Source organism: Coprococcus sp. HCN-4056 (genome assembly GCF_037892645.1).
GTDB classification, from domain to species: domain Bacteria; phylum Bacillota; class Clostridia; order Lachnospirales; family Lachnospiraceae; genus Coprococcus; species Coprococcus ammoniilyticus.
Genome location: NZ_JBBKBL010000004.1, coordinates 84,876 through 97,955, shown reverse-complemented (window position 1 = coordinate 97,955; position 13,080 = coordinate 84,876). Strand labels below are relative to the sequence as shown.

At 42.3% G+C, this 13,080-nt stretch carries 9 protein-coding genes; 8 read left to right on the top strand and 1 reads right to left on the bottom strand.

Features of this window, described 5'->3' with window-relative positions:
* Nucleotides 1–17: 17 nt before the first annotated feature.
* The 4 genes from WKT03_RS07225 to proC all read left to right on the top strand — a co-directional run bounded on the left by WKT03_RS07225 (nucleotide 18) and on the right by proC (nucleotide 5,646).
* Nucleotides 18–2,561 carry an ATP-dependent DNA helicase gene (locus WKT03_RS07225; protein WP_340391370.1) on the top strand — a complete coding sequence of 848 codons (2,544 nt, stop codon included), beginning with the start codon at nucleotides 18–20 and terminating at the stop codon, nucleotides 2,559–2,561.
* A gap of 142 nt (nucleotides 2,562–2,703) precedes the next feature.
* Nucleotides 2,704–4,071 (top strand): UDP-N-acetylmuramoyl-tripeptide--D-alanyl-D-alanine ligase, encoded by a 1,368-nt coding sequence (locus tag WKT03_RS07220; protein WP_021944377.1) that lies wholly within the window; start codon nucleotides 2,704–2,706, stop codon nucleotides 4,069–4,071.
* A 253-nt stretch (nucleotides 4,072–4,324) separates the two neighbouring features.
* Nucleotides 4,325–4,771: a DUF6465 family protein gene (locus WKT03_RS07215; protein ID WP_021944378.1), complete on the top strand. Its 447-nt coding sequence runs from the start codon at nucleotides 4,325–4,327 to the stop codon at nucleotides 4,769–4,771.
* An 80-nt stretch (nucleotides 4,772–4,851) separates the two neighbouring features.
* Nucleotides 4,852–5,646, top strand: a complete 795-nt coding sequence (gene proC, locus WKT03_RS07210; protein WP_340391369.1) for a pyrroline-5-carboxylate reductase — start codon at nucleotides 4,852–4,854, stop codon at nucleotides 5,644–5,646.
* Nucleotides 5,647–5,907: 261 nt separating this feature from the next.
* Here the strand turns inward: proC and WKT03_RS07205 are convergent, their stop codons facing one another.
* Nucleotides 5,908–6,246 carry a P-II family nitrogen regulator gene (locus WKT03_RS07205; RefSeq protein WP_008402931.1) on the bottom strand — a complete coding sequence of 113 codons (339 nt, stop codon included), beginning with the start codon at nucleotides 6,244–6,246 and terminating at the stop codon, nucleotides 5,908–5,910.
* Between the two features lie 315 nt (nucleotides 6,247–6,561).
* Between WKT03_RS07205 and clpX the strand changes: the two genes are divergently transcribed.
* From clpX to WKT03_RS07185, 4 genes are all read left to right on the top strand, one after another.
* The gene (gene clpX, locus WKT03_RS07200; RefSeq protein WP_186847638.1) at nucleotides 6,562–8,028 is read left to right on the top strand and encodes an ATP-dependent Clp protease ATP-binding subunit ClpX; all 1,467 of its coding nucleotides are present in this window, start codon (nucleotides 6,562–6,564) and stop codon (nucleotides 8,026–8,028) included.
* A 341-nt stretch (nucleotides 8,029–8,369) separates the two neighbouring features.
* Nucleotides 8,370–10,247 (top strand): DUF885 domain-containing protein, encoded by a 1,878-nt coding sequence (locus WKT03_RS07195; protein WP_340391366.1) that lies wholly within the window; start codon nucleotides 8,370–8,372, stop codon nucleotides 10,245–10,247.
* A gap of 62 nt (nucleotides 10,248–10,309) precedes the next feature.
* Nucleotides 10,310–12,052: a S8 family peptidase gene (locus WKT03_RS07190; protein ID WP_340391365.1), complete on the top strand. Its 1,743-nt coding sequence runs from the start codon at nucleotides 10,310–10,312 to the stop codon at nucleotides 12,050–12,052.
* 159 nt (nucleotides 12,053–12,211) lie between these two features.
* Complete coding sequence (locus WKT03_RS07185) at nucleotides 12,212–13,015, top strand: hypothetical protein (RefSeq protein WP_340391363.1); 804 nt, start codon at nucleotides 12,212–12,214, stop codon at nucleotides 13,013–13,015.
* Nucleotides 13,016–13,080: the final 65 nt, after the last annotated feature.

Genomic DNA, 13,080 nt, shown 5'->3' with positions numbered 1-13,080 from the left:
AAGTTTCGGTCAGGCATATGGTAGAATTTATATACAGATGCGGCGATATTACAAGCAGCAGTAATGGGACTCTGTCAAAGGAAGCGATGAATGCAGGAAGTAAGATGCATCGGAAGCTTCAGAAAATGGCAGGGTCTTATTATGATGCAGAAGTTCCTTTAAAGATCACGATGAAGAAAGGGATTCATGATCTGGATGTTACGGTAGAGGGCAGAGCAGATGGGATCATAGATCTGAGAGGTGAAAAGAACCGAAGCAGGAAGAAGAAGGAAATTGAGCGACAGGTGATTCGGGTAGAGGATAGATATTGGAACCGGCTGCTGCTCAAAAAAACGGAGAGTCTGGATCTGGAAGTCGGTGAAGACTTCATGGAACAAAATTCTGCCGGAACGATCGGTCAGATGCAGGAAATGAATGAGCCTGCGGATGTTACGATCGACGAGATCAAAGGTGTATACAGAAAACTTGCTGATATCGAAGTGCCGGAAACAGTTCATGTAGCACAGGCAATGTGCTATGCCTATATTTATGCAAAAGAGCAGTCTTTGGATCGGATCAATGTACAGATCACATATGTGAATCTGGAAAGTGAAGAAGTAAAACAATTTTTTTATGTGTTTTCTTGTTCATTTCTTGAGAAATGGTTTCATGATACAGTGGATGAGATGATGAAATGGGTTGATCATGCTGTATCACATGCAAGAAGCAGAGATGCGTCAATTACAGAACTGGAATTTCCATATGAATATCGGAAAGGACAAAAGCAGATGGCTGCCTGTGTGTATAAGGCGATCGAAGGGGAGCGCAGATTGTTTGTGCAGGCTCCAACCGGAATCGGGAAAACGATGGCAGCGATGTTTCCTTCCGTTAAGGCATTTGCAACCGGGCTGGTATCGAAAATCTTTTATCTGACCGCAAAGACGATCGCCGGAACCGTGCCGGATCAGGCACTTACATTGCTACGGGAACGTGGAGTAAAGTTTTCTTCCGTTATGTTGACTGCCAAAGAGAAGATATGTCTGAATGAGACGATGGAATGTGATGCAGAGCACTGCCCTTATGCGAAAGGACATTTTGACCGGGTTAATGATGCATTATTTGAATTGATCACTCAGGAGGAAAAAATGGATCGGGAGATCATCCGGGCTTATGCGGAAAGGTATCAGGTCTGTCCTTTTGAGCTGGGACTGGATGCAAGCCTGTTTGCAGATGCTATTATTGGAGATTATAACTATGTGTTTGATCCGAGAGTGAATCTGAAGCGGTTCTTTTCACAGACAGCATATGATACAGGACGGTATGTATTTCTGGTAGATGAAGCACACAATCTGGTGGACCGGGCATCGTCCATGTACAGTGCCACGCTGTATAAAGAAGATTTCCTTGCTGTAAAGAGGCTGGTAATGCCGTACAGCAAAAAAATGGCACGGAGTCTGGAATCCTGCAACCGGGAGCTTCTGGAATTGAAGAAAAAATGTCCGGAGCATGGATATCAGATCTTAAATGATATCGGGGTTCTATATCTGAAGCTGCTGCATCTTCATACGACGATGGAGGCTTTTTTAGAAGATTACAAACAGATCCCGGAACGTAAGGAGATACTGGAGTTTTATTTTGCACTTACGACATTTTTAAATATTGCGGATCTGATCGATGACAGCTATGTGATCTATGATGAGCTTAAGTCGGATGGCAGATTTATGGTTCGGTTATATTGCGTCCATCCGGCGAATAATCTGAAGCTTTGTCTGGATAAGGGTGTATCGACTGTTTTCTTTTCGGCAACGATCCTGCCGGTAAAATATTATATGGAGATGCTGTCCGATACGGTGACCGATCAGGCTATCTATATTCCTTCTCCGTTTGATCCGGAGAAACGACAGATCATGGTTGGTGTGGATGTATCTACGAAATATACCAGACGGTCTGTAAAGGAGTATAAGCGCGTGGCTGAATATATCAGGCAGTTGTTTAACGCACATTCCGGAAATTATATGGTGTTTCTGCCATCCTATAAAATGCTTCAGGAGGTCTATGAGCAAATGATAGAGGGTGATTGTTCTGGCATGGAGCTGCTCTGTCAGGAACAGAACATGAAGGAGGCAGACCGGGAAGCATTTTTGGATCATTTTTCAGCGAAAAGAAATGTGGTTGCCTTTTGTATCATGGGCGGGATCTTCTCTGAGGGGATTGATCTGACCGGAGAACGGCTGATCGGATCGGTTGTAGTAGGTCCGGGACTTCCGCAGGTGTGCAATGAGAGAAAGATCATGATGGACTATTTTAATGCCAGAAAGAGTATGGAGGCATATGCTGGCTCATCGGTTGATGGTTTTAAATATGCATACCTGTATCCGGGCATTAATAAAGTATTTCAGTCAGCCGGACGCGTGATCCGGACAGAAGCGGATGCCGGAGTGATCCTGTTGCTAGATGAACGATTTGGAACCGGGGAATATAATTCGTTATTTCCGGTGGAGTGGCAGGATGCGGTCTTTGGAAATTTTGATCAGATTTCGCAGAGCATAGAACAGTTCTGGTCGAATCTTAATCTTTCCTGAAAACGGGAATATAAATACAAGAATACTGGAAATTCGCATATACATGTGATAGAATGGACGCAGGCATTTTTTACAGCCTGCATGCAGTGCATGCTTTTATATAAAATTATGAAACTGTTCTGGAAAGGCAGATAGGGGAAAAATGGAAAATATTACAGTAAAAGATATTGTGAAAGCAACAGGAGGTTTCCTGCTTTGCGGCGATGAAGATACACCGATCACAGGCCTGTGTATTGATTCCAGAAAAGCACAGCCGGGAGATTTGTTTATTCCTCTGTTGGGTAATAAAGTTGATGGACATCGTTTTATTGAATCCGCTATGGAGAAAGCGTCTGCAACTCTGACATCGGAGCATGATAATGTTGTTATTTCAGAGAAGCCGTTTATCCGTGTTGATGACACGATGAAAGCACTTCAGGCAATTGGAATGGATATCCGTGACCGGTATGATATTCCGTATATCGGAGTGACAGGAAGTGTAGGAAAGACAACGACCAGAGAGATGATCGCAGCGGCTGTCAGCACAGCAAAACGCTGTTTTCAGACAAATGGAAATGAAAATTCACAGATTGGTGTACCGATGACACTTTCCAGAATGACAGATGGATATGATGCAGCGGTGATCGAGATGGGGATCAGTGAACCTGGTCAGATGGAGATATTGTCTGAGATTGTAAAGCCATCGATCTGTGTGGTGACGATTATCGGTGTTGCACATATTGAATTTATGAAAACCCAGGAGAATATCAGAAAAGAGAAGCTGTCTATTATCAATCATATGAATAAGGACGGCCTGTTGCTGTTAAATGGAGATGATCCATTACTGCGTGAGATAAAAGCGGATATGCCATGTCGGACACTTACTTTTGGTATAGATGAAATTTGTGATTTTCAGGGATCCAATGTAAAATGTGGAGAGCAGGGCATGGAATTTGATTGTACTCATAATGGTGAGACCGTTCATGTTACCATGGATATCCTCGGAAAACATAACGTGAGAAATGCACTGGCAGGTATTGCAGTTGCATATCAGATGGGAATTCCGATAACAATTTCAGCAAAAGCCTTTGAACATTTTGAAGGACAGAGACAGAGACTTATCCATATGGAGAATCGATACACGATCCTCGATGATACCTATAATGCAAGCCCGGATTCCATGAAGGCAAGCATTGATGTGCTTTGTGATATGGACTGCGAGGGAAAAAAGATCGCAGTACTGGGAGATATGTTTGAGCTGGGAGCTGACAGTGCCAGCTATCACTATCAGATCGGAGAATACCTGCGGGACAAGAAGATCGATGAGGTTGTGGTAGTCGGAAAGGAAGCTTTGGAGATTAAAAAGGCACTGGATGTCTGCGACACAAAGTATGCAAAAACATTTTCATTTATGGATAATGAAGAAGTGGCACTTTATCTGATGGCTATTATGAGACCGGAGGATGTTGTTTTGATCAAGGGATCACACGGCATGAAAATGGACGAAATTGTCAAAATTCTTACGAATTAATTATACAAATTATACAAAACAACCATATAAACTACCAAATTTCATAAAATTTGGTAGTTTTGTTTGTCTAAAATGACTTTGATTTTCATAAAAAAAAACACTCTGTGGTACAAAACGGAGAAAAAACAGTACTTGTATTGAAAAAAAAAGGAAAATGGAGTAATATCAATCCTAGCTTGAATAAAGAATACATACATGAATTGTTACATAAGTAAAGTGATAGAAATTAGTTTTAAAACGGAGGGTGTTAATCATGGCTACTAAGAAGACTGAAGATGCAAAAAAGGTTGTTGCAAAAAAGGCAACAGTAGAAAGCGTTGTTGCTAAAGCTGAAGCTGTAAAGAAAGCTGAAGCTGCTAAAGAAGTAAAAGCAGCAGTAAAGGCAGAAGTAAAAGAAGAGAAAAAGCCAGCAGCTAAGACTGTAGCAGCTAAAACTGAACCAGCAAAGACAGAAGTTAAGGCTGAAGCAAAGAAGCCAGCAGCTAAAAAGCCGGCAGCAAAGAAGCCAGCAGTAGCTAAGACAACAGAGACAGTTTTTGTTGAATATAACAATGGACAGATCAATGTTTCTGACATTGTAGCAAAAGCAAAAGAAGCACTTGGCAATAAGGCAGTTAAGGAATTGAACGTATATTACCAGCCAGAAACAGGTATGGTATACTATACAGCTGATGGAGAATCAGGTTCTTACAGTCTTTAATCTATAAATAGTTGGAAGGGCAGCGTTCTTAACATAAGGATGCTGCTTTTTCTGTATAATTAGAAAGGAAGAAGTGAAATATGAAGATTGGTTTTATTGGCTGTGGCAATATGGCAACATCGATCATAAAGGGAATTATCAGAAAGCAGATCATAGATGCAGAGAATATCATAGCATCTGCAAAGACGAAAGCGACACTTGACAGAGTTCAGAAAGAGCTTGGAGTAAAGGTATCAACCGATAATCTGGAGGTAACAGAAAACAGTGATATTCTGGTTCTGGCGGTAAAACCACAGTATTATCCGGAGGTGATCGCTCAGATAAAGGACGTAGTCCGTAAAGAGCAGATTGTGATCAGTATAGCACCGGGAAAAACATTAGACTGGTTACAGGAACAGTTTGGAGGATCTGTGAGGCTTGTCCGGACAATGCCAAATACACCGGCACTGGTTGGTGAGGGTATGACAGGAGCATGTCGGAATGAATATGTTACCGATGAAGATTATGCAACAGTTCTTCAGATTCTTGGAAGCTTTGGTGAAGTAGAGACAATACCGGAAAATCTGATGGATGTATGTGTATCGGTCAGCGGAAGTTCTCCGGCATATATTTATATATTGATCGAAGCTATGGCAGATGGAGCAGTGGTAGATGGTATGCCAAGAGCACAGGCATATAAATTTGCAGCACAGTCCGTGCTTGGAAGTGCAAAGATGGTACTTGAAACGGGAAAACATCCGGGTGAATTAAAGGATCAGGTCTGCTCACCTGGCGGAACAACGATAGAAGCTGTTCGCGTTTTAGAAGAAAAAGGCTTCCGTTCCTCCGTGATCGAAGCAATGAAAGCCTGTGTACGCAAAGCCCGCGGAATATAACAGCCGCTATAAAAGCCTGTGCTTGTGGTAGCTATAACTTTATTTCGCAGAACACTTGCATTTGATTCTTACGTAGCTGTTATACAAATAAATCCGCTGTGCTATATTACACTGTTATGAAGCAAACCTTGTCCGAGGCCGGTACTTAAGCTGCGTCTTTTGCAGCTTTATGTACCGCTGCTCGAGGACTAGAACGAAAGTGTTTTGCGTAATAACAGGTGTGGTATAGCACAGCGGATTTATTTGTATGACAGGTAGATGTTATAAGGCGGTGTCACCGTGTTCGCCGGTACGGATACGGATGACATCGGCAACATCATAGACGAAGATCTTGCCGTCGCCGACTTTTCCGGTTGATATCTTTTCACATACCTTAAAGATGATGTTATCGGCAACATCATCCTTGACGATGGTTTCAATCTTGATCTTCGGAATCAGGTTGACCACATATTCACTTCCACGGTATGTTGTTTTATAACCCTTCTGATTACCATATCCCATAATATTTGATACAGTAGCACCGGTGGATCCGCATTCGTCCAGAATGGCTTTTACATCATCCAGTTTTTCAGAACGGACAATAATTGATAATTTCTTCATGTATAACCCTCCATTCACATATACAACTAAAAATATGATACCATATTCTCGGTTTCATTTCTACAAGTGGAACAGAATGGGAGATTTTGTATATTATCTGAAGAAAAAACAGGAAAACAGGGAGAAATGAGAGTAGCTGTACTTAATTTAATTAATCGAGGGTGGTAATAAGAAAATTATTTAGAAAAATTTAACCGTTTTACCAGAAATAATACTGTTTTCATATGGGTGGAATCTGTGGTATCATGTAGCAGAGTTATATCATTTAATATAGATAGCTGTTTTAGACAGGAAACAAAAGTATGGAGGATGAAAATGTCTGATTATAGAAATGATGATGAAAATAAAGAACTGACCAGTCAGACGGTGGCTGATGATCATAAAACAGAAGACAAGCGTGAGGATGAATACGAGAAATATTGTTATCTCTGCAGAAGACCGGAAAGTGTTGCCGGAAAGCTGATCGATATGCCGGGCAATATACATATCTGTGCAGACTGTATGCAGAAGACTTTTGATAATCTGAATCAGGGCGGATTTGGCGGAATGCAGTTTCTGGATCTCTCCAATCTTTCCAATATGGGAAATATTGACATGAGCAGACTGATGGGAATGAATGATATACCGGATAAACAGAAGGTGAAGAAGAAAGCGGCAAAGCCGAAGAAAAAAGAGCAGGAAATGACACTTGCAACGATCCCTGCACCGCATAAGATCAAAGCAATGTTAGATGAATATGTGATTGGTCAGGAATATGCCAAGAAGGTAATGTCTGTTGCAGTATACAATCATTATAAGCGTGTGCTGACAGACTCTATGGATGATATCGAGATCGAGAAATCCAATATGCTGATGGTAGGGCCGACAGGCTGTGGTAAGACTTATATTGTAAAAACGATCGCAAAGCTGTTGAATGTACCGCTTGCGATCACAGATGCGACCACACTGACGGAAGCCGGTTATATCGGTGATGACGTAGAAAGCGTATTGTCAAAGCTGTTGGCAGCCGCTGATAATGATGTCGAAAAAGCAGAAAAGGGAATTGTATTTATCGATGAGATCGATAAGATCGCAAAGAAGCAGAACAGCAACAGCCGTGATGTGAGTGGAGAATCCGTTCAGCAGGGCTTGTTAAAGTTGTTGGAGGGCGCAGATGTTGAGGTTCCGGTTGGTTCCGGAAGCAAGAATGCAATGGTTCCTATGACAACGGTCAATACAAAGAATATTTTATTTATTTGTGGCGGGGCATTCCCGGCAATCGAAGATATCATTAAAGCAAGATTGAATAAACAGTCCTCGATCGGTTTCCGTGCAGATCTGAAGGACAAATACGACAAAGATCCGAACATTTTAAAGAAGGTGACCAACGAGGATCTCAGGGAATTCGGTATGATACCGGAATTTCTTGGAAGACTGCCTGTCTTATTCACATTGGATGCGTTAGATAAGGATATGTATATCAAGATCTTAAAGGAACCGAAGAATGCAATCCTGAAACAGTATAAGAAGCTGCTGGCACTGGATGAGGTAGATCTTCAGTTTGACGATTCTGCATATGAAGCGATCGCAGAAAAAGCACTTGAAAAGAATACAGGAGCAAGAGCGCTTCGGGCGATCATTGAGGAATTCATGCTGGATATCATGTATCAGATCCCAAGAGATGATAGCATTGGCAGGGTGATCATAACCGGAGATTATGTAAATGGCAAGGGCAATCCGATCATCGAGCTTCGTGGTGTAGAACCGATGCAGATCGAGGCCTGTGCGACAAAACAATCATAATAATTGATACTATAAGAGAAAATATTGTAATTAATAAGGCTTAAAGATTGTATACAGAAAATATACGGTCTTTAAGCCTTTATTATATGGATCATAATTTCCAGATCGTGAAATCATATGGCAGAGCGAAGACGGAAAAATACCGGAGCTTTTGAATTATTGTATTGCGTCGGCATCAGTATGTAAATGGTTATCTCTGGGTAAAATAAAAGGAAAATACAGATGTATTGCAGGAAGGCGGTCTGGGAATCTTCCGATGATACCGCAGTCTTGTATCAAGGTAGTCCTTGATGGTCTGGGAATCCTGTGATACTATGAAAAAAAGCGAAAAGGAGCAGGGTATGTTAAAAAAGAGATTATTACGAACCTGTAAAAATGTAATGGCTGCGGCTATCTGCATTTCTCTTGCGGTTGGATTATCTGCCTGTGGGGAGACACAGGGAGAGCGCAGACATTTGAATGACAAAAACGATACAACTGAAAATACAGAGAGGGCGCAGGAGTCTTTCTCCGAGGATGCGCTGAAGGAGCAGCAGGAATTTGAACAGTATCTGGATGATTATTTTAAGGATGTTGTTACGGACGACACGTTGACGTATAATTATACGATTAAGGATGGTGCGGATTACGGTCTGGAAGAACCGGAGGTCACACTGGGAGACCCGGGAATGACAGCAGAGGAGATCGGACAGGATAAGGAAGAGTTTGAAGGCTGGGTAAAGAAGCTGGATGCTATTGACCGTTCCTGCCTGACAGAGGATCAGAAGCTGACCTATGATGTGCTGGATGAGTATTTTGAAGTGTCTGCGGGAATTTTTGATAATGTATATCTGTATGAGCCGTTTTCCCCGATGCGTGGACTTCAGGCCAATATTGCAACGAATTTCACAGATTACCGATTTGATGATAAGGGAGATGTGGAACGTTATATTGAACTGCTTGGTCAGATTCCGGATTATTTTGCAGAGTATCTGGATTTTGAACAGGAAAAGTCAGAAAAAGGTTATTTTATGAGTGATGCAGTCTGCGATAAAGTCATCAGTCAGTGCAAGGATTTTGTTGCAGATAAAGAAAATCATTTTATGGTAACAACATTTAATGATAATATTGACGCACTTGATTTTCTGACGGATGAGGAAAAGGCAGAATACAAGGAGGCTAATAAGCAGGCAGTTGTGAATTCCCTGCTTCCGGCATTTGAGAATGTTGCAGCGGTGCTTTCCGGTCTGAAGGGAACCGGAACCAATGATGGTGGTATCTGCAACTATGATGGTGGCAAGGAATATTATGAATATCTGCTGAAAAATTTTGCAGGAACAGCCAAGTCGCCGGAAGAGGTAATCGATATGCTGGATACAGAGCTTCAAAAACTCATGGTATCGTTATATCAGTATTATTTGGGAAATCAGGCGGCATATGAATATTTTGCTGCCAATTATGATTCAATATTTGCGGAAACCGATCAGATGACAGCTTCGGAAATGGTCGATAAAATGATGGAAACGGCATCAGAGCATTATCCGGATGCAGGAACGATAAACTATAAGGCAGAGGCGCTGGATAAGAACCTCGAAACGATCATGGATGATGTACTGGCTTATTATATGGCGCCGGCAATCGATGATCCGGATAATAATCTGATCCGGGTGAATGGTCTGCATACGGATGGCATGTGGACGACACTGGCACATGAGGGATATCCGGGTCATATGCTTCAAAATGCTTATTATATGTCAACGGATCCGGAGCCGGTCCGGACTTTGATGAACTTCTTAGGATATAAAGAAGGATGGGCGATGTATGCATGTTATGATTCTTTATATTACTATGAGTATGAGGAACCGGAATATGGAGACACCATTGCAGCCCTTTATCAGTTGAATGATGAGATGAGTTATCTTATGATGGGAAGAGTGGATCTGGGAATCAATTATGAGGGATGGACGTTGCAGGATACAGCCGATTATCTGACAAAGAATGGAATGGATGGCAGTGCTGCACAGGAGCTGTACACGACAATGGTCGGAGATCCGGCAGTATATCAGAGTTATTCGACCGGATATTATGAAATGAAAGAACTGCGGGATTATGCAGAAGAGAAAATGGGAGATGACTTTGACCTGAAAACATTTAACACGATTATTCTGGAAACAGGTCCATGTCAGTTTGATATACTGAAGGAACAAGTGGATAAGAAGCTGCAGGGGCCGATCATATAACAGGTGCAAAAAAAGGTATAGAAAGAAATCAGACGGAATAGACTGTATACGAAAAGCATACGATGGGAATCGAAATGGAATGTGAAAATGTAGCGTACAGGGAAGATTATGCAGACTATCTGATTGAATACAACGAAGAGCGGGAAACTGTTTTGGATATTTACAAAGAAAGCGGCTGCCTGCTCTTTATTGATGAGCGGTTTGCTGTTTTATACAGGGAGAAGCCGGAGAATTATATGCAGATCTTTTCCAGACTGGAATATACACTTTTCCCCAAATTGTATGGGCTGATGGATACCAGTAGTGTAGAAGCAGTCGGAGCTGTGAATATACAGCAGGAATCGATCCTTGGACTTACCGGAAAGGGAATTCTGATCGGAATTATCGATACCGGGATTGATATTCGGAATGATCTGTTTCTGGATGTTGCCGGAAATACAAGAATTCTTGTAGCATGGGATCAGTCCGTGCCGGGACCGTCAGATCAGGAAGAAAATCCCGGATATGGAACGGTATATCAGCAGGAGGATATTAATGAAGCCATACGAAATGAAGCGGATATCCTGACAGATGCAAATGGACATGGAACCTTTCTTGCAGGGATTGCAGCAGGAAAACGGACAGCTGATTTCACAGGAGTGGCGCCGGAAGCAGAATATGTGATTGTAAAATTAAAGCAGGCAAAGAATAATCTGCGAGGATTATATGGTGTGCCGGAGGACGTAGAAGCATATCAGGAAAATGATATTATGATGGGGGTAGCATTTCTGCGGAGACAGGCAAGCAGACTTCGGAAAAATATATCAATCCTGATTGGAGTTGGTTCGAACAGTGGGAGCCATACTGGTTCTTCTGCATTAGAAGCACTGCTTTCAAATGTTGGTATCATGACCGGAGTTGCTGTGTCCGTTCCGGCAGGAAATGAGGGAATTGCGGGGCATCATTTCAGAGGCAGGATCGAAGGGGGAAGCGCTTATACGGAAATGGAGATTAATGTTACGGGAAATAACAGCTTTACACTTGAGATCTGGGGAACGGTTCCCAATACATATTCTGTGGCATTTGAGATTCCGGGTGGGGAGTTTGTAAGTCAGATTGCTCCCCGCTTTGATAAAAGTGAAGTCATACGTCCGGTTTTTGGTGGTGGGATCATATATATCGATTATTTTCTTGTAGAGGATCAGTCGGGAGAAGAACTGATCATGATGCGCTTTTTTGATCCGCCAAATGGTCTGTGGCGGATCCGGGTATATGGAAGCGGTGATACCGAGAAGACCTTTCATGCATGGCTGCCGATCACGGCATTTCTTTCCCCGGATACCCGGTTTATAAGGCCAACGCCTGAAACAACGCTTGTGAATCCGGCTACAGGAGTAGTTCCGATGGGAGTGGGGGCATATGATCATTATTCGGATACACTGTTTCTGGATGGAAGCAGGGGATATACGGCGGCAGATGATATCAAGCCGGATTTTGTTGCTCCGGGTGTTGATGTATATGGTCCGGGCAGAGCAGGAACATTTGTCAGGAAAACGGGTACTTCTGTTGCAGCAGCGCATTGTGCCGGGTGTGCGGCATTAATCCTGCAATGGGCAAGAGACCGGGATCTGGCACGGTTTGTAAATGGAAATCAGATCCGTAATTATTTTATTCGGGGAGCAGTTCGTCCGGGAACGGCAGGAAGTCCGTTTTCATATGTCATGAATGATACAGAGGGATATCTGTTTGCAAGGAAATATCCGAATCCGGAGTGGGGCTATGGAATCCTGAATGTGTATAATACCTTTGATTCGCTCCGGACCTGACACTGTAAATGTAACAAAAATGTAAAAGATTTATAATTTTTCGTAAAATGATTTTACAGATTTTGTGCGGTGTATTATACTATAAGACGTGTTTGTAACCAACAGGTAAAGGGCATGTATAAAATGTGCCAGAATGGATAATAATAGTCGGAGGTACATATGGATAAAAAGATTCATACGGATAACTCAGAAATATTTGAAACAGAAGATATAGATGAAGTAAGTGAGATCACAGAGACAGAAGATATAGATGAAACCGAGCCGGAAGAGACAGATCAGACAGATGTTCTGGAAACGGATGAAGTTCCTGCAAAGAAACGGTTCTGGAGGAAGGATAATATACTGAAGATCATAGTTGCAGTGTTTGCTGTACTTATCATATGTGAATATACCTTCTTTGGTGTGTTCTTTCAGACAAATAAAGCAAAATATGAAAAGGCAAAGCAGGAGACGCAACAGGAAGAGAGTTCTACTGAGGAGAAGAAAGTAAATATTGTTACAGAAGAGCCTTTGCCAACTACAAATATTAATGACGATTCCGAGAATGAAGAAGAAATAGAAGTAACATCGGAATATAATACCTATGATTCACACACATCTTACTCTACGGAAGCCTCTACGACGTATGAGGTAACAACGGCAGCGGGAACCGAAGATGAACTTCCGGTTGTAACGACCGAGGAACAGAAGCCAATCGTAACCGAAGAGCCGTCAACGGAAGAAAAGACGACAGAAGAGAAGACAACCGAGGAGGAGACAACCGAAGAGAAGACGACTGAGGAAAAGACGACGGAAGAACGTACGACCGAGGAAAAGACAACCGAAGAAAAGACGACAGAAGAGCGTACAACGGAAGAGAAAACGACGGAAGAGAAGACAACGGAGGCTACGACAGAAGCTACAACGGATCCATCCACAAAAGCAGATCAACCGATCGACCTTCCATTTATTCCGGCAGAATAAGAATATAAATAAAAAGCAGTCCAGTCTGGATGGTGAAGAACAGAGCACCGGAGACTGAACTGCTT